Annotated in this window: 25 protein-coding genes and 2 tRNA genes; 6 read left to right on the top strand and 21 right to left on the bottom strand. The window is 56.2% G+C overall.

All coding sequences use genetic code 11. The features are described 5' to 3' along the window. Nucleotides 1–9: 9 nt before the first annotated feature. The 6 genes from AC27VJ_RS21025 to AC27VJ_RS21000 form a co-directional block, all read right to left on the bottom strand. The gene (locus tag AC27VJ_RS21025; protein ID WP_488685648.1) at nt 10–465 is read right to left on the bottom strand and encodes a terminase small subunit; all 456 of its coding nucleotides are present in this window, start codon (nt 463–465) and stop codon (nt 10–12) included. Between the two features lie 128 nt (nt 466–593). Continuing rightward, entirely contained in the window at nt 594–911 is a 318-nt protein-coding gene (locus AC27VJ_RS21020; RefSeq protein WP_488685647.1) for an HNH endonuclease, read from the bottom strand. Next, nucleotides 911–1,081, bottom strand: a complete 171-nt coding sequence (locus tag AC27VJ_RS21015; protein ID WP_488685646.1) for a hypothetical protein — start codon at nt 1,079–1,081, stop codon at nt 911–913. Before AC27VJ_RS21015 ends, AC27VJ_RS21020 begins: the two co-directional genes overlap by 1 nt. 31 nt (nt 1,082–1,112) lie before the next feature. Beyond that, nucleotides 1,113–1,187 (bottom strand) — tRNA-Trp (locus AC27VJ_RS21010). Nucleotides 1,188–1,447: 260 nt separating this feature from the next. After that, nucleotides 1,448–1,524, bottom strand: a tRNA-Met gene (locus tag AC27VJ_RS21005). 205 nt (nt 1,525–1,729) lie between these two features. Next, a complete protein-coding gene (locus AC27VJ_RS21000; RefSeq protein WP_488685645.1) occupies nt 1,730–2,968 on the bottom strand; it encodes a hypothetical protein in 1,239 nt (412 codons plus the stop codon). 611 nt (nt 2,969–3,579) lie between these two features. Between AC27VJ_RS21000 and AC27VJ_RS20995 the strand changes: the two genes are divergently transcribed. Continuing rightward, entirely contained in the window at nt 3,580–3,855 is a 276-nt protein-coding gene (locus AC27VJ_RS20995) for a hypothetical protein (protein WP_488685644.1), read from the top strand. Between the two features lie 1,497 nt (nt 3,856–5,352). On the opposite strand, the gene AC27VJ_RS20990 is transcribed toward AC27VJ_RS20995, so the two are convergent. The 7 genes from AC27VJ_RS20990 to AC27VJ_RS20960 all read right to left on the bottom strand — a co-directional run bounded on the left by AC27VJ_RS20990 (nt 5,353) and on the right by AC27VJ_RS20960 (nt 9,645). Continuing rightward, nucleotides 5,353–6,435: an ATP synthase subunit B family protein gene (locus AC27VJ_RS20990; RefSeq protein ID WP_488685643.1), complete on the bottom strand. Its 1,083-nt coding sequence runs from the start codon at nt 6,433–6,435 to the stop codon at nt 5,353–5,355. Nucleotides 6,436–6,792: 357 nt separating this feature from the next. After that, entirely contained in the window at nt 6,793–8,241 is a 1,449-nt protein-coding gene (locus tag AC27VJ_RS20985; RefSeq protein ID WP_488685642.1) for an AAA family ATPase, read from the bottom strand. After that, nucleotides 8,204–8,461, bottom strand: coding sequence for a hypothetical protein (locus AC27VJ_RS20980; protein WP_488685641.1), 258 nt, complete (start codon nt 8,459–8,461; stop codon nt 8,204–8,206). Before AC27VJ_RS20980 ends, AC27VJ_RS20985 begins: the two co-directional genes overlap by 38 nt. Beyond that, nucleotides 8,458–8,889 carry a hypothetical protein gene (locus tag AC27VJ_RS20975; protein WP_488685640.1) on the bottom strand — a complete coding sequence of 144 codons (432 nt, stop codon included), beginning with the start codon at nt 8,887–8,889 and terminating at the stop codon, nt 8,458–8,460. Before AC27VJ_RS20975 ends, AC27VJ_RS20980 begins: the two co-directional genes overlap by 4 nt. A gap of 45 nt (nt 8,890–8,934) precedes the next feature. Next, the gene (locus AC27VJ_RS20970; protein WP_488685639.1) at nt 8,935–9,195 is read right to left on the bottom strand and encodes a hypothetical protein; all 261 of its coding nucleotides are present in this window, start codon (nt 9,193–9,195) and stop codon (nt 8,935–8,937) included. Between the two features lie 61 nt (nt 9,196–9,256). Next, entirely contained in the window at nt 9,257–9,439 is a 183-nt protein-coding gene (locus tag AC27VJ_RS20965; protein WP_488685638.1) for a hypothetical protein, read from the bottom strand. Further along, nucleotides 9,436–9,645 carry a helix-turn-helix domain-containing protein gene (locus tag AC27VJ_RS20960; protein ID WP_488685637.1) on the bottom strand — a complete coding sequence of 70 codons (210 nt, stop codon included), beginning with the start codon at nt 9,643–9,645 and terminating at the stop codon, nt 9,436–9,438. Before AC27VJ_RS20960 ends, AC27VJ_RS20965 begins: the two co-directional genes overlap by 4 nt. Nucleotides 9,646–9,945: 300 nt before the next feature. Between AC27VJ_RS20960 and AC27VJ_RS20955 the strand changes: the two genes are divergently transcribed. Beyond that, nucleotides 9,946–11,139: a tyrosine-type recombinase/integrase gene (locus AC27VJ_RS20955; RefSeq protein ID WP_488685636.1), complete on the top strand. Its 1,194-nt coding sequence runs from the start codon at nt 9,946–9,948 to the stop codon at nt 11,137–11,139. A gap of 289 nt (nt 11,140–11,428) precedes the next feature. Here the strand turns inward: AC27VJ_RS20955 and AC27VJ_RS20950 are convergent, their stop codons facing one another. After that, nucleotides 11,429–12,052 (bottom strand): TetR/AcrR family transcriptional regulator, encoded by a 624-nt coding sequence (locus AC27VJ_RS20950; RefSeq protein WP_488685635.1) that lies wholly within the window; start codon nt 12,050–12,052, stop codon nt 11,429–11,431. 109 nt (nt 12,053–12,161) lie between these two features. Between AC27VJ_RS20950 and AC27VJ_RS20945 the strand changes: the two genes are divergently transcribed. The 4 genes from AC27VJ_RS20945 to AC27VJ_RS20930 all read left to right on the top strand — a co-directional run bounded on the left by AC27VJ_RS20945 (nt 12,162) and on the right by AC27VJ_RS20930 (nt 18,592). Beyond that, a complete protein-coding gene (locus AC27VJ_RS20945) occupies nt 12,162–13,235 on the top strand; it encodes an efflux RND transporter periplasmic adaptor subunit (RefSeq protein ID WP_488685634.1) in 1,074 nt (357 codons plus the stop codon). Beyond that, nucleotides 13,232–14,317: an efflux RND transporter periplasmic adaptor subunit gene (locus tag AC27VJ_RS20940; protein ID WP_488685633.1), complete on the top strand. Its 1,086-nt coding sequence runs from the start codon at nt 13,232–13,234 to the stop codon at nt 14,315–14,317. The genes AC27VJ_RS20945 and AC27VJ_RS20940 overlap by 4 nt, the downstream gene beginning before the upstream one ends. Next, nucleotides 14,314–17,388, top strand: coding sequence for an efflux RND transporter permease subunit (locus AC27VJ_RS20935; RefSeq protein WP_488685632.1), 3,075 nt, complete (start codon nt 14,314–14,316; stop codon nt 17,386–17,388). Before AC27VJ_RS20940 ends, AC27VJ_RS20935 begins: the two co-directional genes overlap by 4 nt. A 100-nt stretch (nt 17,389–17,488) precedes the next feature. Continuing rightward, the gene (locus AC27VJ_RS20930; RefSeq protein WP_488685631.1) at nt 17,489–18,592 is read left to right on the top strand and encodes an alpha/beta hydrolase; all 1,104 of its coding nucleotides are present in this window, start codon (nt 17,489–17,491) and stop codon (nt 18,590–18,592) included. Between the two features lie 21 nt (nt 18,593–18,613). On the opposite strand, the gene pglB is transcribed toward AC27VJ_RS20930, so the two are convergent. From pglB to AC27VJ_RS20895, 7 genes are all read right to left on the bottom strand, one after another. Beyond that, the gene (pglB, locus tag AC27VJ_RS20925; protein WP_488685630.1) at nt 18,614–19,966 is read right to left on the bottom strand and encodes a polygalacturonase PglB; all 1,353 of its coding nucleotides are present in this window, start codon (nt 19,964–19,966) and stop codon (nt 18,614–18,616) included. 65 nt (nt 19,967–20,031) lie between these two features. Then, nucleotides 20,032–21,003: a mannonate dehydratase gene (locus tag AC27VJ_RS20920; protein ID WP_353578325.1), complete on the bottom strand. Its 972-nt coding sequence runs from the start codon at nt 21,001–21,003 to the stop codon at nt 20,032–20,034. A 47-nt stretch (nt 21,004–21,050) separates the two neighbouring features. Next, on the bottom strand, nt 21,051–21,953 hold the full coding sequence (locus AC27VJ_RS20915) for an SMP-30/gluconolactonase/LRE family protein (protein ID WP_488685629.1): 903 nt from the start codon (nt 21,951–21,953) through the stop codon (nt 21,051–21,053). A 40-nt stretch (nt 21,954–21,993) separates the two neighbouring features. Beyond that, nucleotides 21,994–23,079: an ABC transporter ATP-binding protein gene (locus tag AC27VJ_RS20910; protein ID WP_488685628.1), complete on the bottom strand. Its 1,086-nt coding sequence runs from the start codon at nt 23,077–23,079 to the stop codon at nt 21,994–21,996. A 37-nt stretch (nt 23,080–23,116) separates the two neighbouring features. Then, on the bottom strand, nt 23,117–23,956 hold the full coding sequence (locus tag AC27VJ_RS20905) for a carbohydrate ABC transporter permease (protein ID WP_488685627.1): 840 nt from the start codon (nt 23,954–23,956) through the stop codon (nt 23,117–23,119). 11 nt (nt 23,957–23,967) lie between these two features. Further along, on the bottom strand, nt 23,968–24,909 hold the full coding sequence (locus tag AC27VJ_RS20900) for a carbohydrate ABC transporter permease (RefSeq protein WP_488685626.1): 942 nt from the start codon (nt 24,907–24,909) through the stop codon (nt 23,968–23,970). 64 nt (nt 24,910–24,973) lie between these two features. After that, nucleotides 24,974–26,275: an ABC transporter substrate-binding protein gene (locus AC27VJ_RS20895; RefSeq protein WP_488685625.1), complete on the bottom strand. Its 1,302-nt coding sequence runs from the start codon at nt 26,273–26,275 to the stop codon at nt 24,974–24,976. Nucleotides 26,276–26,372: the final 97 nt, after the last annotated feature.

The following is a 26,372-nucleotide window of genomic DNA, read 5'->3' as shown; positions in this document are numbered from 1 at the left end:
CAACCTCGATTAGGCTAGCAGGTCATCGTCCGTGCTTGCGCCCGCCTCAATCTCTTTTGCGGTGTCGCGTCGCTTGGCTGAGTCCCTCGCCTCGCCTTGGATGGCTCTGGCGTGAAGCGCCAGCGATCTGCGAAAGGAAAGGATGGACGATGCGTGCATCTGCACGATGGATTTGCGCGGGTTTGCCAGCGGCGTGCCTTTCTCGCTGTATGCGACAGCACCTTCGGTGCGCAAAAGGTCTTGCTCACGCACCAGGTCTGCCATCGTGCGAGCCAGCATCGCTGCTATCTCAAGCTGATGTGCGGACCATTCGGCGCGGGCGTATTCCGCAATGACGTTCTTGAAAAACGGTACGTCGCCATCTTCGAGAGGGACGTTTTCGGGAAAGGTGATTTCCTCATTGACCGCAGAGGCAATCCTCACGGCCTCAGCCACGCTATCTACGCGGCTTTTCTTATCAGACATGCGGAATCCCCTCGCGCACGCGCGCTTGCGCGCACGCTAGGCAAAAAAACTGTGTTTGGATTAACGTTGCATTCCCCCGACGGTCCCTGGCCGGGACGATCGTCGACTTTGCGACCACCCCCGGTGGGTCAACCAACCTCCACCGGATATCCATCAACGCCGATGACCACAGCCTGCTGGCCTCGCTCGATGCGAGCCTTGAGCGTGTCGTGGCATGGAGCGCACAACGATTGCAGATTGTCTGGGTCGTAGAACAAGTCTTCGTCGCCCCTGTGTGGCTTGATGTGGTCACACGTCGTTGCCTCGGTCACATCCTCAATGGCCAAGCAGAAACGGCACAGCGGCTCAGCAGTAAGCTGGGCCTCACGCAATCGCTGCCATCTGGCAGTCTTGTACATGCGGCGGTAGAGAGCGGCTTCGGCTGAGCGGCCGTAGGGTTTGGGCATTACCGCCTCTTCAACAGTTCAACAGCCTGGGCGATAGCCAATGCAGACTGAGCTTGGTGAAGGGCCTTCTCGGTGTATCCATTGTCGGCGGATCGCTTGGCCCAACCAATCAACGTAAAGGCATGACGTTCAGCGCCCAGCACTTCAGCATCGCGCTCTTTGTTGTCCATGCTGTTATTTCCTATTTCTCAAAATTAGGAATGGCGGTGCGCAGCTGGAATTGAACCAACATCGACGGTTTTGGAGACCGTTGCCTTACCGTTAGGCGATACGCCCTAAAGACGGTGCCTTGCCCAAGGGCTATCCAATCCACCCATGGCGCCTGCTCCCATCGGGAAACACAAGCGGTCATTCATTGGCATCTGCGCAGGACAGACGCGGGGCTGTGAAACTCAAAGCGGCCCGCTCAACCAATTAAGGGAACGGGCCGCACGATCACCATGCAAGCGGAGGAGAACGCGCATGGGATTGGGAAGCAGGCCGCATTGTGCGGTTTGGTTATCAGGGCTTACGCGTCCACGGCCTGTCCTGCTAATTGGTTGCGGAGGTGAGATTTGAACTCACGGCCTTCAGGTTATGAGCCTGACGAGCTACCGGGCTGCTCTACTCCACGATAAAGGATCCCGACCAAGCACCACGCGTCCGTGGTGCACGCCTGTTAATTCAGGGCCAAGCTTGCAAGCAGAGGATTGGGTCGGCCATAGTTAGCCCCGGCTCATCTCTGGCCGAGGCTCTGTCGCAACATCAGTGCGTCCAGAAAGGTGCGGAGCCTTTCGACCCCTTCACCTATACAGGTGGATGAGTGGAATTTTTCTTCCCTATCCCTCGGCTGCGTACGTCGCCAATTCGAGCGCGCGTTCGAAGTTGTCGTTGGCTGCCCGCAGCAATGATCGCCCGGCATCAACCGCATGCCGTCCTTTGTAGCCTCGAGCCTCCCCAAGTTGTGTCAGGCTTTTGGCGTCCATTGCATCGGTGAGGATTTTCACGTCACCTTCAAGCATGCTTCCGAGTGCGTTTTCGAACTGTCGCTTGTTTTCGCTCTCAACGGCTATGTCTTCCCACGCCTGCGAACCAGATTCCCCATTCTTGCCTTTGCGTCCTGCAATGAAAAGATGCCGCAACGCCGTTGGGCCGTATGGGAAGCCGTCGGGGCACTTCTTGATCTCCGGCATGGTCGCGGTGTTCTTTATCGCCTCGGCGAGCATGATCCGCGCATCCGCCTTCGACATAACGATGCGATTCTTGGGGCAATCCTTCTTCGTCGGTTGCGTGGCGGACTTGCCTTTTACCATCCATCGGTAGTGCGCGTTGCTGCCTGTCTCATCGATCTCCGCGCCCTTATCACGCGCCGATTTTTCATTGCATCCGAGCATTGCGCCGAGGGGCATTCTGATATCCGCGTCGACAGCTTCGCCAAAGACTAGCTTGTGGCCCTTCTCTTTTTGGGTGCCGTCGCTGAAACGCAGTGACCCTATCCTCACAATGCATTTGTGTCGGTTGCCGTCATCATCGACGTGGATGCCGTATTCGACCGATCCGCCTGTCGGGATAGCGTGCAATTCACGCTTTCTGCCTGTAGCGTCCAGCATTGATGGCTCTGCGCGTTCCCGCGCTTCAATCGTTGATATGGCAGCCTCAATCAGTTGAATACTGGGCTCGTACTGAACTTCACGCTCATTGCCAAAACCTTCGTCTGGTGGCACGTTGTCATTCGCCGGAATGATCGACCAGTTGGTCGCCAGCGCGCTGAAGGCCTTCATCTTGACGCCTGCGCCTTCGGCCACTCCGGCAGGCCTACTTCGGAATGCCAAGAGGCCGCTCATAGCACCCAACCCGCGATGTCGTGGCGCTTCCGTCTTCGGCTTTTTCCCGAAAAGCTCACTGTCGTTTGCCGGTGCTGTTTTGCGCCATTTTTCTACCGCGTCTCGGTGAACCTTTGCGCTGCGGATTGGGGCATCATCTTCCTGAAGGGGGGCGGCCTCTCTGCGCTTGAAAACTACGCCTGGGAACATGGGCGATCGGTAGAACCCTGCTGGCACCTTGCTTTGTCCTGTCATTTTCTTTCCCCTTGTTTCTCGTAACGCTTCAACGCAGCCTCCCCCTTAGGGCTGGCCCCTAGGTGGAAAGCGCTGCTACTGCCTTTGATCCAAGCGAGCATTCCCCTGCCCTTTAGAATGACCTCCGTGCGATCATTGACGCGTTGATGTACGGAACTCCGCCCGCGAGAAAGAAAATCAGCCTGCGCTGGCGTGAGGCGGAGATCCTTGGCTGTCCATATTGGGATGGAGCTCTTGGTCTTCCGATTATCATTGGCCGCCACCAATGACCCTGCATCCATGATGGATGGCCTCATTGCTGCTGCGTCATTGAGCATCTCGAAAGCCGCTCGCTGACCACGTGGTAAGATTTTGTCATGCACCATTACTGGCGCAGCGCCTCGGCCTGGAAATGGGCCACCGATGTTTTCTAGTCGCGTTCTAATCATTTGCCCTCCGGTGAAAATGGATGGCGCAAAAGAAAACGCAAGCGCCTCTTATATATAGTATTTTCGCTCGTAAAAAGCTTATAGGCAGTCAAAAAAAGCGTTACGGGATATCCCGTAACGGAACAAAATCAATTAGTTAAACCCCGATATCGGTACACCGATATCGCTTTTCGTGGAGACTGCATGCTGCTCAAGAAATCATTCGTCTACCGCAATAGCGCCCACCCTGGGCAAGCAACTTCCATCAACGCCGATTGGTCTACTCCACCGACCGGAGACAAGGATGCAGGTGTCGAACTGCGCTTCGATATGGGAACAGAAGAGAAGCGTGAACGCCTCGCGGTCCACATCCATAAAGCCGACTTTGCAGCAATTGCTGAGCAAATGACTGAGGCCGACCGAGAGGCCGCCATACAGGCGTTCGCGAAAGCTCTGATTAAGTCAAAGTTGAAAACATAGATTCGTTGTCGTCTCCAACCACTCATACAGGGAATGGCGTTCCCAACGCCTTCCCCTCTGTAAGAGGGGCAATCTCTGGGAACGTGGGAACGTCAATGTTTTCAGTAGCTTAAGTCATTTCCAAAGCTGTTGGAAACGTTGGGAATGGGAATGCAATATATAACAAAAACAATATCTTAGCGTTCCCATTCCCATGAGAACGGCCATTCCCAAGATGGGCTGGGAACGCGTTTTTATCCACTATCGTGCAAGAACCGGGCAGAGCTGTGCAGGTGTGAACGCCCAGCAAGTGCACGGATAATGCACGAATAAAATTTCGCTATCCGGGCGGTATCAGGAGTTGTGTTGGGCGCTTTATCCAGGTTGCGAATTTGGTTCGCTATTTGTGGAGGAAGTACAAAACAGCCAACTCACAAATCTGATTTAGGTCAGCACGCCTGCAAGCACTCCACCCATTTAGCCTTCTCTGCCGCGAAAGCCATTCCAGACGTATAGCGCGAACACTAAGAACACGATTGCTTTTAAGTTAACATCCTGCCTATCAATGGGCTTCCTCCGTTCCCCCATCAAGTATAATCGGAGTACGCCAGGTATGCAAAGCAGTCCGTAGATTCCCAAAATGTAGCGAGCGGATTCCCATCTAAGAACCGCGAAAAATAGGACTTGGATCAACAAGCAACGGTACAGCCAAAGAAACAACACTTTCGACGACCCTGATTTGATGAATGGACAAAGTCGTAACGAAAATAACGACGAAGTTCTGAGCAAAAATTCTGCAAATTGAATCCCAACCTGAGTACATGCGTAATGCCACCGAAGCAATCGCCGGTAGATCACGAGTTAACCGCAGCATACGTTTTGTGCTGCAAGATCATGCTGATTCCATTGGTTGTCTCGTTGTTCGTCGCCGTTTTTCTATCTCAGCCAACAACGACGTCCTGCATGTACTCGAACAGCCATTTTGTTGATTATGCTTGGTTTCCAAATATTTGGTTTCGACAGGTACCCTCGGTAACCGGTGACAAGATCATGTGCTCGGCGATGGTTCTGCGGGCCGTTTCGAGCCTTTCGCTCATCATTTGGGTGGTAGTGAGCTGGGCAGTCATTTGGAGGCACCTAAAACCGGTGAATGTCTGGGAACTGGTCTGGGTGTCGGTGCCAACTTGCGCTCTCCTCTTACTGATCACCACATTTGCGCCTAAAGATGACATCTCGAAATTTGGGTTGAGTTTCCAAGATGGATGGCTTGCTAGCTCAGTGAAGACTCTAGCCCATATTTACTTCTTCTACTTCTCGCTGTTCATGGGTGGCTTTGCTCTCGTGTCCTCGATTAGAAAGAAAAACAGGTCACGATGAAGACAACAAAAAAGGCCGGGGCGAAACCGCACCGACCTTCCTGTCGCTTGTCATCTTCTGCCAGTACATCCGTGGACAGTGCGCAAGCTACTTGCTACAGGAATGCGCGGAGGCAGCGTTGGTTCCGCCTCCGTATTGATTTCACTTACGGTACGACAAGCCACCCCAAACACGACCTTCATCGCGGTGACGTCCACCGTGCACGGCGCCAATATAGGCCGCTGCTGCGGCTACGAGCGAAGATGCAGCAAGAAGGAACGCCGTGAGGATGCCGGTGATACGGGCTTTCTCAGCCGCGTCTGCAGCGGCAGTCTTGGCGTCCTGCATTGTCTTCTCGGCTTGTGCTGTCAGTTCGTCGATCTTCTTCTGAGCTTCATCGACGCGCTGTTGTGCTGCTGTACGAACAGCCTGAACACGTTCTACAGCCTGATTCACGCGGTTCTGCGCATCTGCTTGGGGAATTCCTGTGCGAGCAGCGATCTGGTTAGCCATCCACGCCTTGTCGGCGTCGGAAATTTCACCTGTCGAAAGCAGGTTGCTCAGGATGCCGCTTGCTTGGCGCTGAAAGTCACCACTATTAGGGTCAGCATTTAAAGCAGGCGTATCAGTGCGGAGCAAAGTGTCAGTGAAGTAGTCGATCGGATTGGATTTAAGTCCCTGTGGCAAGGACTGTTCAATGCTTGGAGCGGCAGCCTGACCGGCACCTTGCGCAATGCCACCAACAGCATTACCTGCTCCTGACACAACGCCGCCAGCCAACTGGCCCACGCCCTGCACTGCACCGCCTACCGCGGAGCCAGTCGCTTCTACGGCTGTTTGAGCTACACTTCCGACAGCCTTAACCCCACCAGAAACAAGGCCAAGAGCCAGGAAAGCGGAAACAACCGTACCGATGCCCCAAACGACAAGACCGTTAACACCGTCACGAGTCGTCCGCTCATCACTCGTTGTGGTTTCCGAAGCTGGACGTCGCATGCGGCCAGAGATGTACCCGCCGAGCATATAGGATGCGACCATCGACACGACCACGAAAAGTCCCGTCACGACGAGCCAAGTGACGCTGATTTCGCCGCCGTTATCTGCTGAGATAGCGTTCAGTCCCAGACCACCGGCAAACGCGGTAAATACGGCCATGGTACCAGACGCGATAGCCGTTCCAGCAAAAATTGCTGGCCAGTCGACGTAGCTGCGGTTCGGGTTATCGACCAATGAAGATTCTACCATCAACGTAACCCCAGCAGAGAGAGAACAAACAGGACAACTACGACTAGTCCCACAAGATAAATGATCGAGTTCATGAGGGTCTCCTCTAAAGAAATCAGTCCTAATGGCGCAGCTGATCCGAAGCTTATTTGATGCTTCCTGCACGCAAAGGGCTACGCAGCCTGCCCGACTGCGTTTGAGCAGGAACTAAACTCTCATAGGGGAACATCGTTCCGCCTAAAAAATGACCAGCCATTTCCTCTCAAGCCGCCCGCACAAACACCGTCATCTCACGCCGAACCCGCGTTGTGATGGCTAATTGCCGCGAGCGTCATGCCTGGGTAGCAAAAGGGCGGCCTTTCGACCGCCCTGCCCATGTCAAATCCGCGCAGCCCCCGTCGTGAATGTCCCCAGCCCGGTCGCGAAGTGACCGCCAGGCACGTCAAGCCACTTCGCTGTCTTCTCACCTTTGGCAGCAGTTTTCACAATCTTCTTGCCATCGAGGGCGGCATCGACAAGATTGTGAAGGCGGGCCTTCGCGAGGTTCCTTAATTCTTCCGGAAGCCGTTCTCTCATCTCATAAACGCCACTTGCGCCGCTTTTTGTGAACGGTGAGCCCGCGTTTGCTGCAGCTTCTATCGTGACCACCAAAGCCCCAATGAGATCGCCCGTCGGCGGCGTGGACGAACCGAGCAAAGCCGTCTTGTCAACAAGGAGCCCGTGCTCATTGCGAACGTACGTTGCGATGATGCGCCGTGCCGCTCCGTTGGCTTTCACCACCCCTCCTAGCACCACCTTGCCCGGCATGAACTCGGTGCCCGTTTCCTTACAAACGCGTTTCGCGCGTGCGTCATCCGCTGGCCACATGGCGTAGGCAAGCCGCAACCCGTCGACCAAAGCCGTGCTTCCGCGAATGCTGTCGCGTGCATCGCCAAGCGTCTCTATCGGTTTCTGGGTTTTTCGCATGTGATGTGCGACCAGCACAGTAGCGCCAGTCTCGGTCGCTAGGCGCGACAGAGACGTGCAAACGAACTGTCCAGCTGCTGGATCTTCGTTGAGTGGAAGGTGCGCAAAGCTCGACAGTGGGTCGAATGTCACCAACCGAAGGTCATCGATCTTCGATAGCTGATCGCAGACACGGCGGTAATGGTCCGTCTCTAAGAGACCGTGCCGCCTATCTTCCCTCCAGAACGCTTGCGCGCCCCCAGCTGATGGAAGAGGAACCACAATCATCTTTGCGCCGAGTGCAGTAAACCGATCCTCTTTCCTATCAAGGGCGGCTATTCGACGGTGAACCTCCCCTGCATCGTCTTCGCTGGTGATCATGACCGACGTTCCGCGTGCCAGCACCTTTCCACCGAATATCGGCGTATCGTACATGCTGGAGCCGAAGGAAACGCGTCGGTGCAGTTCAAGCATCGCGTACGACTTCCCGGTGTCGCCCATGGCAGAGACCATTCCGGGAACGCCCGCAGGCATTACGCCATCGACGAGATACTCGACTTTGGGCGGCTCACCCTTGAACCGGTCAACTGTCCAGTCGAAAATAGATAAGGCGGGTTCAGTTGGAACGTTATCAATTGCTACAACCGACCGCACTGGTGCTCTGCCGTCGACCGTTGTTAAAGCGTCCGTAAGAACGACCTTAGAGTCGCCAGCGCCATCGAACTTTACGCGGCTCATGAAGTTGCCGCCATAGACGATATATCCTTGCCCGTGGTTGGGGTGGATTACTTTATCTCCAACTTTCCAAGGGGCACCATATCTGGTATGAATGGGCGCATCAGGCTTAGGCTGCGGCGATGTTGTTGGCGGTAATTTGGCCACGGGCGACTTCCCTCATTGCAATCTCAGCAAGGCGATCAGCGATCGCCGGTTCCATTGTGACGGCAGAACCGCCCGCTATAGAAGGGCCGAACACTCTCAGCCCCTTCTGTGATTGAACAAGCTTAAGGCCGTATGCTCTTATGCCAGGCGCAATCTCGGCATCGAACCGCGCAAGGGTGTTGCCGCCCTCGAAAGGGCGGCGGAGAGAAAGGATTTTCATGCAGCTTCCTTCAGATCGGCGAGCGTTCGCGCTTCAAAGGCAACTTTCCACTCATCAAGCGTGAGGCCGGTATTGCCTTCATCGTCGCTCACGCCACCCATTGGATCGATAAGCGCTTCATAATCGTCGACATGGTCGCCGTCAGTTGCGAAGAAAGGGAAGTTTCCGCTCGGGCACACACGCCATGCGATGATTGACCGGATGCGGTAGTAAAATTCGCCCTGACAGTAGTCGACGAACACCGCGGCATGGCCGGGGTTTGCTGGCACTATAGGATAGAAGTTATCCTCGATGTCGCCCACGACCTCGACGGTCTGACCTCCTCCTGTGGAAAGAAGGATCCTAGTCAATCCGTTACGAAGATGTTGATGCTGAACGACGTGCTCGGAATTGATGGTCAGGCCTTCAGTTGTGCAAATTGATGGCATGGTTATTTCCTCTTGGTGATATGTTGGTGGGTGTGATGGTGGTAATTAGGCTGCTGCGATTGTGCGCAGATTTGCGATGATGGCGCGCCATGATGAAACAGTGAAGTCGACGCATATCAGTGCGTCTTCATCCTCAAGCTCTTCGAAAGAGCACTCTCGGCCCTCGGACTCTTGCTCAAATTCTTCGGAGAACTTGTAGGCCAGCCTCTCCGCTAGCATCCCAAGGAACTCCGTAGACGTAGCGGGGGGGGGTAAGACGGTATCGAAGTCGCAAGGGGTGAGAACGATTGATTTTTCTTTAGTCATAGCTTCTCCTCTCGCCGGACGCGCCGGACGTTAAAATGGTTGTCGAATGATGGTCAGGTGATTAGGTGCGTGGGCTCAGCGCATCTGCAACGGCAATCTCTTCAGCGATAGCAAAGGCACGCATGAATTCGTCGTGCGCAATATCGGGGAAGCGTTCGCGTATGACGCTTACGCGGTTCTGATCAGGGATGCCCCTGTATTCCTCTATTAGAAATTTGGCGAACTCTGAGGAAATGTTTGTCATGCCGCCGCTCCTGCTTCTTGAGCCGCGATCCAAGATAGCAGCGTAGATTTCCGAGCGCGAATGCTCGCCCCAATGCGAAAGTGAGGCAGGTTCCCTTTGGAGATTTTATAAAAAATCGCGCGTCGATCCTCTCCCAAGAACTCCGCTATCTCGTCGGCACCCTTAAGGATGTCGGAGGCAATGTTATCATTCGATGAAATGTGCATGGTGTCTCCTCGTCCCAGACGGAATCTGGGCGCAAAATTGAACGATGATTTTGAGAAGTTAGGTTTGTCGGCTGATGCCAAATTTTTAGGTTGACCGGCGCTTTGCGCCACCCGTGCGACGGGCTCGGCAGCCTTGGCTGCGGCTATGTCAGGCACCACCCCAACGAGTCGCAAACACCACACTTGCGACCGTCATTACGTATACCGGTTTTACAAATTAGTCAAGATAATCGGTAGAAATTTGGAATTTGTTGCGAAAACTCCGTTGTTCTGACATCAATCATACGTAAGGAGATTTCAATGTCGATAAGAGAAAGAAAATGGACTTCTAGCGGGATCGATAAAACCGCTTGGGTGGTCGATTACTTCGACCAGAACGGCAAACGACACATAAAGACGTTCAAGAAAAAGAAGGAAGCGAAAGACTTCGACGCTGGCACACGAATCGAGGTTAAGGACAAAATACACGTGGCCGATCGGGACACGATAACAGTCGAGGCGGCCGGCAAGCTTTGGTACGACGCATGCGTTGGCGCTGGCCTAGAGGTCTCGACTACAAAGCAATATGACCAGCATCTCAGACTACATATCAACCCTTTAATAGGGTCATTGCGGCTCAACGAGATGACTGTCCCAAAGGTGCGGCAATTTGTGGAAGATCTTCGTGAGGCCGGTCGATCACCGGCTATGCAGCGTGCCGTAAGGGTGAGTCTCGGCGCGCTATTGTCGGATGCGCAAGAGCGCGGGCTTGTCGTGCGAAATCCTGTAAAGGAGATGGGCCGCGGCAAGGCTCGCGCACGGGCAGCGGCGCGTCACACAGAGCCGGCCGTGGTCGGCGTCGACATCCCCATGCCAGAAGAGATCAAGCTCATCATGCCTACGCTCACCGGCAAAATTAGGGTGTTCTGGATGACGGCAATCTTCACCGGCATGCGAGCATCTGAGCTACGTGGCCTCAGGTGGAAAGACATCGACTTCCACCGCGCCGAGATCAACGTCAGCCAGCGCGCCAACATCTGGAAAACAATGGGTCCGCCAAAGACCAAGGCGGGCCGTCGAACCATCCCCCTTGTCGCTCACCTTGTGACTGCCCTCAAGCAATGGAAGAAGGAATGCCCCAAGGGCGACCCTGACCTCGATCTCGTCTTCCCGACCGGCATAGGCACCGTTGAAGAGCACAACAATATTGTGACGCGCTGGTATCAACCGCAGTGGATCTCTGCCGGCCTCATCAAGGCAAGCGGCAAGCTGGACCGCGACGGCAAGCCGATGATGGAAGCGAAGTACACAGGCCTTCATGCCCTCCGGCACTTCTATGCTTCGTGGTGCATCAATACTCCAGCAGATGGCGGACTGGGTCTTTCGCCAAAACTGGTGCAAGACCGAATGGGGCACTCATCGATTCAAGTAACGCTCGACACCTATTCGCACCTTTTCAAAAAGGCTGGCACCGGAGAAGCGATGGACGCAGCAGCCGCAGCACTCCTTGGCTGACTGCGACAAGAGTGCAACATGGGTCGAAATATAGCAGTTAAAACAGTATGATATAACGGACTCTGACTCCGTTAATCTTGGTTCGAATCCAGGTTCCCCAGCCAATCTCGTTCAGATCAACCAATCCATACAGAACAACAGATTGCGCCGTTTAACGCGGCACGGTTGGTTTTAGGGCCGTGCCTGGCAGACCAGAGCATCTCATTTGCTCCCTAAACCCGCGCTCATATAACATACGCAGGGAAACCAGACGGCGAGTCTCTGCTCCGCCATCGGGCTCACCAACACCTCAGCGCACACGATTGCTAACCAATAAACTCCCCATCACCAAATCCAGATGCGCTTCCATGAAGCTGGGGATGTCCAGTTCGCGGCGGTCGCCGTGGATGAGGGTTTCTACAGCCATGGCCACGACAGGGGCGAAGATGATGCGGGCGGTTGCTCGCGGGCCGGTTACGAACTCGCCTGCCTCTATTCCCTCATCGAGAATGGCTTGGATGCGCACGAGCAGTGGCTCGATCAGGTCGTCACGATGCGTGTCGATCACCTGCGGGAAGCGTGTGCCCTCGGATATGACGAATCTCAATATCTGGCGCAGGCGCCGGTCTTTCAGCAGGCCTTCGTAAAGCAAAAGCAGCAGTTCCTTCAGCCGCTCGGCACTGTTGCCCTGCAAGTGCTGGCTTCCCTTCGCCAGATCATCAATCGGGGCGGCGATGTGGCGGATCATCGCCGCAAAAAGCTCTTCTTTTGTGGGGAAGTAGACATAGACCGTTCCCTTGGTCACCCCTACTCTCTCGGCGATATCTTCTACCCGTGCTGCGGTGAAGCCATGTTCGACAAATTCTTCAAAGGCTGCTTCCAGAATTTGCGTGGGCCGAAGTGCCTTTTGCTCGGCGCGTGTCAGCCGTTTCATATGCGATCCTTAACCATTTTGCCTGCGACGAATAACGCAACAAACAATTTCATTGACTGTCCAGTAAGTCAAATGTATCACGGTTTCATCACGGTTCAAGAGGCAATGCATGAGACGTCTCGCTTTACCCGCCCTAATGGCGATATCCCTGGCAGGTCTTTCCGCCTGCACCCCAGATAAAGCAACAGAAGAGAAATCTCCCCGGCACGTCGAGACGGTCAAGGTTCACACCATAAAGGTGGCCGAGGCCGTTTCGACGACGGGGGAAATCAGCGCTCGCGTCCAGTCCGACCTTTCCTTCCGGGTCAGCGGCCGCATTACCGAGCGGCTTGTCGATATCGGTCAGCATGTGACCAATGGACAGGTTCTGGCCCGCATCGATCCTGAAGAGCAGAAGGCGGACCTGCAGGTGGCACTGGCCACTCTCCAATCCGCGCAGGCCCAGCAAACCCAGGCTCAGCAGGCATTCGATCGCCAGCAGAGCTTGTTCAACACAGGCGTGACGACAAGGGCCGCACTGGATCAGGCGCAGGAAACATTGCTGACCGGCCAGGGCACGGTTCAGTCTGCACAGGCGCAGGTGGAAACTGCCCAGGATGCTCTCGACCAGACTGAACTGAAAGCGGATTCCGACGGCATTATCACGGCGCGTAACGCGGAAGTCGGTCAGGTCGCACAGGCTGCACAGCTGGTCTTCACGCTGGCGCATGACGGCCCTCGCGATGCCGTCATCAATGTCGATGAATCGATGCTTCTGGGAGGCGAGCTTCAGGACGATGTGTTCGTCAAAATGCTTTCTGGTGGTGATCCAATCAAGGCAACGGTGCGCGAAATTTCACCGACACTCGACACCACGAAGGGCACGATCCGCGTGAAGCTTTCACTTGATGCGGCAGCGGCGGTTCGGCTTGGAAGTGCAGTTGTCGCAACTGCTCATTACAAGCCTGTCGATACCATTCAACTGCCTTGGTCTGCCATGGCGTCGGTTTCCGACCAGCCAGCCGTATGGATCATCGATCCAAAGAGTAGCTCGGTATCACTGCGCAAAATCGAAGTTGGCAACTACGTCAATGAGCGTTTTTCAGTCCACTCCGGCCTGTCCGAAGGTGAAACTGTCGTTGTCGATGGCACCAAATTCCTCACCGCTGGCGAAGTCGTGGCATACGAAGGAGCGGCTCAATGAAATCTTACAAGACCGTTATGGCGCTGATGCTGGCCACGACCTTTCTTGTTTCCTGCCAGAAGCAGGAGGAAACCGCTGCGGAAAAGCCGCGGCCCGTGCTATCTGTGGTAGCTGAACTCATGCCCGAGGCAACGTTGACTTTGCCCGGAACAGTCAACGCACGCATAGAAACAGAATTCGGGTTTCGAGTTCTCGGGCAAATCGTCGCCCGCAATGTGCAGGTTGGGGATATCGTCAAAAAGGGCGACGTTCTTGCCGCAATAGACCCGCTCGCCCTGGAGCTTGCGGTCAGAAGTTCGCAGTCTGATGTGTCCAATGCACAGGCGCAACTTGCCAACGCAGTTACCAACGAACAACGCCAGCAGACGCTGTTCGAACGGCAGTCTGCGGCGAAATCGACATTCGAAACCGCCCAGCAGGAACGCGTTACCGCCGAGGCCAATCTGAACAAGGCGAAGGCCAACCTAGACAAGGCCGAGGAACAGCTGGGTTACTCGCAGCTGCGGGCAGAGTTCGATGGTGTCGTCACCACCACCTCCGCTGAAGTCGGCCAGGTCGTTTCCGCAGGCCAAAGCGTCGTGACCGTTGCGCGGCCGGAAGAACGGGATGCCGTGATCGACGTGCCGGAAGCCGGAGGCGCGCTTTTGAAGCAGGGTTCGGAATTCAACGTCTCACTGCAACTTGACCCGGATATCCGCGCCAAGGGGCTCGTTCGCGAAGTCGCGCCTGAGGCCGATGACGCGACACGTACCCGCAGAACGAAACTGACGCTGATCGATCCGCCGGAGGCGCTACGCCTTGGTGCAGTCATCACCGCAAGCGCCGCGACCACCTCGCATCCCGTTATCCGCCTTCCGGCATCGGCAATCAAAAAAGAAGGCTCGAAAACCTCTGTCTGGGTCGTGGATGACAAGGCAGGCAAGGTTTCGTCGCGAGACGTCACCATCGACGAAGGCTCGACGATTGGCGGCCTGGTGGTGATTGCCAATGGCGTCAACCCGGGTGACCGCATCGCGGTCGCGGGTGTCAACCAACTCAAAGACGGCCAGGCCGTTCGCATAGATCAGGAGACTACCCAGTGAAATCGTTCAATCTTTCCGACTGGGCGCTCGAGCACCGTTCGCTCGTCTGGTACTTCATGATCGTCTTTATTCTGGCGGGTACATTTTCCTACCTCAATCTCGGGCGTGAAGAAGATCCGTCCTTTACAATCAAAACGATGATCATCAACGCGCAGTGGCCCGGTGCCTCTGCCGAAGAGGTCACGAAACAGGTCACCGACAGAATCGAGAAGAAGCTCGAGGAGCTGGACGCGCTCGATTACACCCGCAGTGAAACCAAGGCGGGCCAGACGACGATCTATGTCGAACTTCTTCCCACGACCAAGGCGAAGGACGTTGCCGGCAACTGGATCCGCGTCCGCAACATGGTCAACGACATCAAGGGCGATCTGCCAAGCGGTGTGCTTGGACCCTCGTTCAACGACACATTCGGTGATGTTTACGGCAACATCTACGCCTTTACCTCGGATGGCGTGTCTCAGCGGCAATTGCGTGATCTGGTGGAAGACGCCCGCGCAAAGCTGCTGACCGTACCGGACGCTGGTAAGATCGATATCATCGGCGAACAGGATGAGGTCGTCTATCTCGAGTTTTCAACGCGCAAGATTGCGGCTCTGGGGCTTGATCGCCAAAGCATTATCGACACGCTTCAGGCACAGAACTCGGTGACCCAATCCGGCTTCGTGGATGCCGGTCCTGAGCGTATTGCGCTGAGAGTGGGCGGGGCATTTTCATCTGAGGAAAGCCTGAAGTCGATCAACCTTCGGGTTAATGACCGCTATTTCCCACTCACGGATGTCGCGACCATCAAGCGCGGATATGTCGATCCGCCGTCTTCCCTATTCCGCTTCAAGGGGCAACCGGCAATCGGTCTGGCCATCGGCATGACGCCCGGTGCGAACCTGCTGACATTCGGTGAAAATCTCGATGCCGAGATGAAGCGTGTCGTTGCAGACCTGCCAATTGGTGTAACCGTGGAACGCGTGTCCGATCAGCCGGCGGTGGTTGAAGAGGCGGTGTCCGGGTTCACGACCGCCTTGTTCGAAGCCATCGTCATCGTTCTTGCCATCAGCTTCATCAGCCTGGGTGTAAGGGCGGGTCTGGTCGTTGCAATCTCCATTCCGCTCGTTCTGGCCATTACCTTCGTTTTCATGGAGTATACGGGCATATCGCTCCAGCGCATTTCACTCGGCGCACTCATCATCGCACTCGGCCTTCTTGTGGATGATGCCATGATTGCGGTTGAAATGATGGTCTCGAGGCTGGAAGTGGGAGACAGCCTGCGAAAGGCTGCGACCTACGTCTATACCTCGACTGCCTTTCCGATGCTGACGGGCACGCTCGTCACCGTCGCAGGCTTTATCCCGATTGGCCTCAACAGCAGTGCGGCTGGTGAGTTCACTTTCACGCTCTTCGTCGTCATTGCAGTGTCGCTCGTCGTGTCGTGGATCGTGGCCGTGGTCTTCACGCCTCTCCTGGGCGTGGTCATCCTGCCAAAAACGATGAAATCGCATCATGAGCAGAAGAGCCGCACGGCCAAAGGTTTTGCGTGGCTGCTGCGCCTTGCCATGCGGTGGCGGTGGATTACGATTGCCACAACGGTCGTTATTTTCGCCCTGTCTCTGGGTGGACTGGGTCTTGTGCAACAGCAGTTCTTCCCGGCATCTGACCGCGTCGAACTCATCGTGGACTGGAGCCTGCCGCAGAACAGCACCATTGCCGAGACCAACAAGCAGATGGCGCAGTTCGAAAAGGACAAGCTCGTCGGCAATAAGGACATCGACCATTGGTCGACCTATGTTGGTGAAGGCGCGCCTCGCTTCATTCTGTCCTATGACGTTCAAAGCCCAGCCAGCTGGTTTGGCCAGAATGTCATCGTGGCCAAGGATCTGGAGGCAAGAAACCGCCTTCAGCGCGAACTTCAGGCCTACCTCACACAGACCTTCCCCGGCACTGATGCCTTCGTCAAACTCCTCGATATCGGCCCACCGGTGGGTAAGCCTGTGCAGTATCGCGTCAGCGGTCCAGACGTGCAGAAAGTGCGTCAGTTTGCCCAGCAGTTCGGAACCATCGTCAATGCCAATCCGCTGTTAACCAACATGACCTATGACTGGAACGAGCCATCACGCGTCGTGAAGGTGGATGTGTTGCAGGACAAAGCGCGGCAGCTTGGCGTTTCTTCTCAGGATATCGCGACCCTGCTGAATGACATCGTTGAGGGTACGTCCAGCACCCAGATCAGGGACGATATCTATCTCATCGACGTCATTGGTCGCGCCGAAGATGTCGAGCGTGGTTCTATCGAAACGCTGAAGAACCTGCAGCTGGCGGGTTCGAATGGAAAATCGGTTCCGCTTTCTGCGGTCGCCAAGTTCCGTTACGAACTCGAGCAGCCCATGATCGGACGCCGTGATCGTATCCCGACGATTACGGTCAAGGCCGCCGTCATCGGCTCGACGCAACCGGCGACGATTGTCGAGGAGTTGAAGCCGGAAGTGGCAAAGTTCACGGCATCGCTTCCCGCTGGCTACAAGGTGGAAATCGGTGGCTCGGTTGAATCCAGTGCGGATGCACAGGGGCCAATTGCAGCTGTTGCACCGATGATGCTGCTGGCAATGGCGACAATTCTGATGCTTCAGCTGCAAAGCTTCAGCAGATTGTTCCTCGTCTTCGCTGTTGCACCACTTGCTCTGATCGGTGTCGTCGCGGCGCTTCTCCTCAGCAATGCTCCCATGGGCTTCGTCGCCATTCTCGGTGTCCTCGCTCTCATCGGCATTCTGATCCGAAACTCGGTCATCCTCGTGGTTCAAATCGAGCATCTCAGAACCGAGGGCGTATCGCCCTGGCGCGCGGTGATCGAGGCCACGGAGCATCGTATGCGGCCCATTATGCTGACGGCTGCGGCAGCCACCCTTGCCTTGATCCCCATCTCCCGGGAAGTTTTCTGGGGACCAATGGCCTATGCAATGATGGGCGGCATTGTGGTCGGTACGGTTCTTACGCTTCTGTTCTTGCCAGCTCTCTATGTCGCCTGGTTTAGAATTCCGCGTGAAGACGACGCTGAACCGAACCACGAGACAGCAACGGCCTGATTGATATGAGGGAGGGTGCGAAACGCGCCCTCCCATCCCGCCCTTAATTTATAAAGCGACACGTATAATGTTTCTTTTTTCCTTCTGCGGTGACCGGACCATGCGCTCTGCCCTCGCCATCGCCGCCATTGGACTTGCCCTTTCCGGCTGCGCGTCCCGTCCCGAGGCCGACGTCCTCAAGCCCGTTGCGCTGAAGAACGACACGGCTCAGACCATCGGCGTTCTGGCTGTCACCAACCGCGATCACCAGAGCAAAGACAACTCCTTCGGCAATCGCTGGGCGGCGGCAGTTCACTACGACCGGTTCGTGTTTTCGATCCCGCCGGACAGAAAAGGCGCGGCCATCACCTATCCGGCAAAGCAGCCCGACCCGAAGCGCCAATTTGTGGTGACGGGACGCGAAAACCTGTCGAAGGACGGGCTGGTGCTGGCAGCAACGCGTGCGGCCAATTTCGATGGCACGGTTGCCGTCTTCGTCCATGGCTATAATTACTCCTATCAGGAGGCTCTGTTTCGCACGGCGCAGATGGCAGCGGATGCCAAGACGATCAGCCCGCCCATCATGTTCTCGTGGCCCTCATCAGCCAGCGTCACGGGATATGTGGCGGATAAGGATGCGGTTTTATATTCCCGCACGGAACTGGATGCACTTTTGACGGCACTGACGAAATCGCCCAAGGTCAAGCGGGTCGTCGTGTTCGGCCACAGCATGGGCGGTTTTCTATCCATGGAAGTCGCCCGGCAGCTGAAGCTTCAGGGACGCGACGACGTGCTGGCAAAGCTTCAGATCATCCTTGCCGCGCCTGATATCGACGTCGATGTCTTCCAGTCGCAGCTCAAGGACATTGGTCGCATCCCCAATCCGATCACCTTGCTGGTATCGAAAGACGATAACGCGCTCAGCATCTCGGGCTTTGTTGGCGGCGAGCGCCCGCGGGTGGGGCTTCTCGACATACACGACCCCATCATCCAGAAAACAGCGAAAGCCGAGCACCTGACGGTGATCGACATTTCCTCACTGCAATCGTCAGACGGGCTGGGGCATGACCGCTATGCTTCGCTCGCAAAATTTGCGGGCGATCTCAGCAAGGCCGATGCCAAAATGCGCAGCAATGGCAACAATATCGGCGCATTCGTCTTTGACGCCGCCGGTGCTGCTGTTGCAAGCCCGTTCAAGCTGGCAGGGCAGATCGCACGCCAGTGAAGAAAGCGAGCCTCCGCGATTTTAAGCGGAGGCTGCCGTTACCATCACAACCTGCGCATTCCAGTTCTCCGGCAGCGGATCGGGTCTGGTGATCTCGATGTCTTCCACGATGAGATCGGACACCCCTTTGGTGAAAATTCCGGGGATGCCGTTCGGGTAGTCGATGAGGCCGATAATTCTGCCATCAGGTCCAAAACGCCAGGCATTGACGCGGCCAGCGCTTTTGTCTCCGATGGGGAAGCGATCAAAACGGTCTTCAATCGTCGGGCGGATATCATAGCACAGGCCGGTTTTCAAAGGACCGGCTTTTTGGTCGAGCGAAATGCGCCGCAAGGTGATATCGGAAATGCCGCCCTCATGTTCCGAGACCATGTTGATCGCACCTTCCATGACGCCGGTGACATCCTCGATCAGAACGTCGCTGACCGTGCCCGCCGGAAACTCTTCCGGTCGCCGGTCGAGAACCGTGATTGTGATCGCTTCGCCAGAGCCCCAGAAGCCAGCCGGCGTCTCGTGGCAATCAACGGAAATGCGCACGAAGCGAATGCCCTCCACCAAGCCGCCATCGCGCGAGAAGATACCGAGGCCGCGATTGGACTTTTCGATGTGAACATCCTCGAAGGAAATATTGCGGAATGGCGAAAAGCTTTCCGTACCCAGTTTCAGCGCACAGGAGCGGCTTTCGACGATGCAATTGCGGATGTTGATATTCTCACACGGCCCGGTCAGCGATCCATCTTCGCGACGCGTCGTCTTCAGCACGATGCCATCATCGGCAGTGCGGAATACGCTGTCGAAAATCTCGACATTGCGGCAGCCGTCGATCACGATACCATCCGTGTTGGGCATACGCCGATCGTTATCGACGGCAACGCCCTTGACCTGAATGTTCTCGCAACCCGCAAAATGCATGGTCCACATGGGCGAATCGTCGATCCGCAGCCCTTCGATGCGGATGTCCTTGCAACCATCCAGCACCAGAATACGCGGGCGATAGCGCGATGCGACCAGTGTGCCCATGTCACCATCATCGCCATGAGTATAACGCGTCGAGCCAGCGCAAAAAATCCGCCCACCTCCAATTAGCGCAATGTTGTCCGCCCTAACTGCCGTCATCATCGCCCGGTCGCTCTCCTCCGCAACGATTGCGACAGTGGTTTGCGCATAGGCATCGTAACTCGGAACAAAATGCAGCTCCGCTCCCTCCAATATCTCGATCGTGAGATTGGAGCGCAGGCGCAGACCGCCGCAGCGATGGAGACCGGGCTCCAGCACAACATGCAGAAGTCCCTCATGCGTATCGAAAAGCGCTTGAAGCTTTCCGGTGATCTCTTCTGTCTGAGGCGCAATGCGAATGGTGGGGGAGAAAGGCATGGTTCCAACCTGCTTATCTGAAAAGGATTTGGAGGCGACCCGTTTCGACCGGGCCGCCATTGAAATCAGCAACGGGTCTGCAAAAGCGCAGCGATATAGCCGTAGCAGAAGGCAAATGCGACCTGCTGCTGGTTATCGCCCGACAGCGTCGGCGCGTGGTCCGGCATGACCATGTATTTGTAACCCGTGTCACGCAGCGCATCGATAACCGCCGGCATGTCGATATCGCCATCTTCGGGGAAGCTTTCGCGGAAGGAATAGCGTTTGCCGACGATGTTGCGGTAATGAATGTTCATGATCTTGCCACGCTCACCGAACCAGCGGGTGATGGCGGGCACTTCAGACACATCCTCGACCATCTCACCCAGCGTGCCGATGCAGAAATTCAGGCCGTGGACCGGGCTCTCATGCATGCTGACAAAGCGCTTCATGCCTTCGACAGAGCCCAGAACGCGCGTCACGCCCATGTAACCGGGCGGCGTTGCGGGATCATGCGGATGGCAGGCAAGGCGGATATTGGCGGCTTCGGCAACGGGCACGACCCGCTCCAGAAAATAATCCACACGCTCCCAGATCGTATCTTCATCGATTGAGCCAATGCCCTGCGGGGTCGGCTCATCGGGGTTGGCCAGATCCAGCCGGAAGGCTTCCGCCATATAGCCACCCCTGCCCGGCTCCATCGGTGTGCGCGGAATGCCGATATAGTTGAAATTGTAGCGCACGGATGGAATGCCAGCGGCGGCGCAATTTTCAATCAGGCGGCAAATGCCGTCGATCTGGCTGTCGCGTTCCGGCCCTGCCAGCATGATGTCCTTGCATGGAACATCGCGGTCGACGCGCGTGGATGGCATCGGCAGCTGCGTCATATCGAGGATCAGCCCAAAACTCTCGATCTTCTCGCGGAAGGCTTCGAGCGTCGGTCGATCCCAGCTGCGCCAATCACCCGGCGGCGTTGCCGAGATATTGTTGACGCCCAGCTGCTTCATCACCCTGTAGTCATCGTCATGGCGGGCGGGGATTTGTGTTCCGAGATACATCTGCATTGCTCCGTTTGGAATTCATGAATCAGTCGAACGTCAGCGCCTTAAGGGTCGAAAGACCCGGGATCGTAGCGCGGTTCTGCCAGGCCCTGAAAGGGAAGCTGAACCACGTAAACGTCTCCGCCCGGTCCTGTGCCATTCGCCTTGAGTGTGGTGATAAAAGCGGTTCTTAAATCCGCTCCGATGAAGCAGATATTCGTCGGGTTCGGCACATCGACATGGATTTCGGCATCGATGCGCCCATCCGGCGTCATGCGTAACACGCGGCCACTATCGCTCGCCGCAATCCAGTAGCAGCCATCGACATCCATCGCCGCGCCATCGGGACGCCCGCCCAATCTTGCCCGATCCGCAAACAGCCGCCCATTCTGGAATTGCCCCGAGGCGGGATCGAAATCATGGACCATGACATAGGGATTGAGCGTGTTCGAATCCGAGACATACATGGAAAGCCCGTCCGGGCTCCAGGCAAGGCCGTTCTGGGTACGGAAGCTGCCGCCCCTGTCCAGAACCTCGCCACCAGTACCGATGCTGAAAAGTGTGCCGAATGCACCCGGCGCGGATGTGTCCGGTGCCATCGAGCCAGACCAGAAACGGCCCTGTCTATCACAGGCCCCATCATTCATGCGCCAACCGGACTTGAGTTCCGGTCCTGCGCCTGCGTCGATCATCACCTTGCCATCGATGACATCGAGTTTGGCAAAACCACGTTCCGTGGAGGCGATAAACCCGCCGCCGAGATGCAGGGCAAGAGCTCCGACCTTGAGCGGGAGATCGAACCGCTCCATCACGCCAGCCGGGTAGGTCATTCTGTGAAGGCTGGCACCGGGTGAATCGACCCATGTCACGCGCCCATGTTCAGGCTCCCAGACAGGCGTTTCACCCACGGTGCAGCCGGGTTGGGCAACCCTTTCAGCCACGTAAACAGATGCGCCTTGTCTTGTCATATCGTCACATTCCGCTTCATGCGTTTGTGCCTTTAAAAAGCTAGGATGCAGGCACCAGACGCTGCTCCGTCTCACCATCGAAAAGCAAGGCTTTTTCATCAGCAATCTTCAGGGCGACCTCTTCGCCAAGATGCAGAGAACTGCGGCTTTTGGAGGAAACGAGGATTTGGCCGACGGGGCTGTCGCAAATGACTGTCGTATCCGAGCCCGTTGTTTCCACGGCATGCACGGTGGCTGGTAACGCGCCCGCGCTGTCACGCGGCACGATTTCCAAATATTCCGGCCGCACGCCAACCACGACCTGTCGTCCTGCCGCATTCGGGTAACGTCCCGGCATCGGCAACTGGCTCTTGCCATCCTGCAACAGCAGGCTCGTCGCGTCAGTGCTGACTTTGGCCTTCACCAGATTGATTGCTGGCGAACCGATGAAGCTAGCGACGAAAACACTGTTCGGAAGATCGTAAAGCTCGAGCGGCGTTCCCGCCTGCTCCACCCGACCGTCGCGCAGAACAACGATCTTCTGTCCCATGGTCATGGCTTCCACCTGATCATGGGTCACGTAAACCGACGTCGTGTTCCACTTGTGGTGAAGATCGCGGATTTCGCCGCGCACCTGGCTGCGCAGCTTTGCATCGAGGTTGGACAAGGGCTCATCGAAGAGGAAGACCGCAGGGTTGCGCACAATGGCACGTCCCATGGCAACGCGCTGGCGCTGACCGCCGGAGAGTTCCTTCGGCAGACGATCCAGCAATTTGCCGAGGTCGAGCATTTGCGCCACCTCATCGATCTTCTGCTTGATCTCATCCTTGGGACGTTTCGCCAGACGCAGCGCGAAACTCATATTTTCACGCACTGTCATTTGCGGATAAAGCGCATAGCTCTGGAACACCATGGCGATATCGCGTTCCTTCGGCTCGAGGTCGGTCACGTCTCGCTGACCGATCTGGATCGTGCCATCGCTCGCCTCTTCCAGCCCCGCGATAATGCGCAGCAGGGTAGATTTTCCAGAACCGCTTGGCCCGATCAAAACGCAGAACTCGCCGTCTTCGATGTCTATCGAAACATCCTTGATGACATCAACCGCACCGAACGACTTGGAAACGTTCCTGAGTGAAACTGCACCCATGTTTTCCTCCTAAAATAATGTGGCGCACAGGGCGCAATTAGCCTTTGACTGCGCCTGCCATGATGCCGCGATTGAATTGGCGCTGGAGCAGGAGGTAGACGATGACGCTGGGCGCCATAGCCACGAGCGTTGCTGCCACGAGAATGTTTGGCGTGATCGTATCGTCCACTCGCAGAGACCCGAGCGCGACCGGCAACGTCATCAACTCCTTGTCGTTGACCACGATCAGCGGCAACAAATACTGATCCCAGATCATGATAAAGCCGAAGATCAGAACGGTGCCCAGCGCTGGCCGGACCAGAGGAAGAATGACACGGTAGAAAATCTGCCACTCACTCGCACCATCGATGCGCGCGGCTTCTTCGAGTTCGAGCGGAATGGCCCGCATGAACTCCGTCAGCATGAATATCGAGAACGCCCAGCCAACGACCGGCAGGATCATCGCCAGATAGGTGTTGTAGATGGAGACATTGATAATAGGCAGTTCCTTCTGCATCACCAGATAGAGTGGAATGGCGATGACCTCTTCGGGCAGCATGAGCGTGCACAGAATGAGCAGGCTGACGACAGCCGCACCCCGGAATTTCTTGCGGGCAAGCGCATAGGCGGCCAGCGCACTGACGGTGACCTGCAAAGCCGTGCCGACAATGACGACGATGACCGAATTGGTGAGGTAACGCCAAACCTTCATATCGAAGATGGCGATGCGGAAATTCTCAAGCGTCGGGCTGTGCGGGATCAGCGTCAATTCGCCCGGCTTCAGGCTGACGCCGCTGAACGCCGTTACAAGCGCGCCCCAGAACGGACCCACGAAGACAATGAGCAAGACCGCGTAGAGAACATACCGGATCACGGTGAGCCAGAGGGGAGTTTTCATCTATCGCCTCATCAACGGGTAAGTCTGGATTTGATGGTCATGTGCAGCAGTGTCAGCAGAACCGTGAACACCAGCAGCATCAGCGAGACGGCAGACGCATAGCCGTAATTCAGCTCCTCGAACCCCACCTTGTAGATGTGCGTCATGATGGTGGAGGTCGAGCCGGCCGGACCACCGCCCGTCGTCGCGTAGACTTCGGCAAACACGCGGAACCCGCGAATAAAGGACAGCATCAACACCACCGATATCGACGGAATGATGCCCGGCAGTGTCACATGCCACAGCTTGCGCCAGACACTCGCGCCATCCACACTGGCTGCATCGTAAAGCTCCCGGTTCACACCCACGAGACCGGCAACGAAGATGACCATGTCATAGGGCGCGCTTTTCCAGACGCTCATGAGGATCAGAACCCAGAGTGCCTGGTTCGGATCGCTGAGAAAGCCTTGCGGGGCGATGCCGAAGAAGCCGATCAGCGAGTTGACCAATCCGTAGTCGGCGGAATTGAACAATATGCGCCAGATTTCGGCAATGATGGCCACGCTGGTGATGGCAGGCAGAAAAACCGCGGTGCGGATGATACTGAGGTGCCGTGCAGGCCCCTCGAGTGCCAAAGCCATGAAGAAAGCGATGAACGAGGCCGACAGCGTTGCCACGATGACGTAGATCGTGGTGTGGATGACGGCCGCACGCAGGGCAAGGTCGTTGAATGCCCTGTAGAAATTATCCAGGCCCACCCATTTGCTATCCGAGTAGAACTGCACGTCGTAGAAGGACATGGAGAAGCCCGATACCATCGGGTAGAACTTGAACCATGTGAAAATGATCAGCGCGGGCGCCAGAAACAGCCATGGCGTCAATGTTGCGCCAAGACGTTTCCGGGAGCGCCGGCGCTTGGCACCGGTTGGACGAGCAACTGTTCCAACGGCTGATGTCTGTGGTGTGGCGGACATGTTCACCTCAAAAGACAAGGCTTAGCCTTTGCGCCTCTGCATGTGCAGAGACGCAAGGGAGCCATTATTGCTTGGAAGCGGAAAGGGCGTTCTGCCCGCTCAATTCTGTCGCAACCTGGGTATTCAGGGCTTCCAGTTCCTTCGCCACATCGGCATCGCACTGCGCCAGAATACGGTTGAAGCCTTCACCGGTAACGGTGCGGATCGCCGTCCAGTTTGGAACGGCTGGCATATAGTGGCCGTATTTATCGAAGGTTTCCTTGAAGACCATCCAGCGCGGGTCATTGCGAACCGCATTGACGTCAACCTTGGTGTTAACGGGCAAGCGAACGATCGGCGTCTTGCCAGACCCCTGCGCCATGGCGATTTCCTGACCTTTCGGTGAAATCAGGAAGGAAAGGAATTTGTTGGCGGCATCAACATCCTTGACGCTCTTCAACAGATAGGCGCTGGTACCTTCGGACAGAGAGGCGATACCGCCGGGACCGGCAGGCATCATCACCACCTCGACAACATCCTTGCCGGGCTCGGCGTCGAGTTGCGGAATATGATACGGACCCGAAATGAAGATACCGGTCTGGCCGGAGCGGAAGGTCGGCAGCGTATCGCCAGTCGTTGCATTGATGGCACCCGGCTGAGCGAGCTTGTCGCAGATCATACCGCGCACATAGGTCAGCGCCTCAGCAACCTGCGGCGTATTCAGCGTTGGAATGAAACCATCCGGGGCCTGTTTGACGTAATCGCCACCCGCCTGCCAGATGAAGCTGCTCATGAACCAGCTTGCGTAGCCGCGGGTAGTCGATCCCGGGATAGCCATGCCGAAAGTATCGGCCTTGCCATTGCCGTCAGGGTCTTTGTTGGTAAAGGCTTCGGCCAGCTTGCGCACATCATCCCACGTCTTGGGCTGCGGCATATTCAGCTTTTCGCGCCAGTCCTTGCGGATGAACATGGCAAAGGACTGCGCCGAAAACGGCACCGAATATGTCTTGCCATCATTCGCCTTGGCGCCATCCCAGGCGGAGGGCGAAACATCCTGACTGCCTGCGATCTTGGCGGGATCAATGGTTTCGAGAATACCCATCTGCCGCATCTGGCCCATTGCCGTCGTATCGTTCAACACGATATCCGGCAGCGTGCGACCGGCGGCAGCGCGCGCAAGCCGCTGCTCGAAATCAATGCCGGTATTGAATGTCTCGACCTTGATGCCAGTGTCTGCGGTGAACGCATCCGTCAGCGCTTTCAAAACGCTGAGCGATTCATCCGTTTGTCTGGACCATACGCTGATGGTTTGAGACTGCGCCGAACCGACACCCGCACACATGACAGCGCAGCCAAGCAGCAACGCCTTTAAAGACTTCCTATGCATTCACGCCTCCCAAGTTTCTCCCAGGGCAACGCACGGACAGCATCAGCCCAAACTCACATGATGAGTTAGCGCAAGTGATAAGATGATACAAGGAATT

This window comes from Agrobacterium sp. 20P9.1.2 (assembly GCF_057799395.1).
Note: the sequence above shows the minus strand (reverse complement) of the source record. Positions and strands in the feature narration are given on the sequence as shown.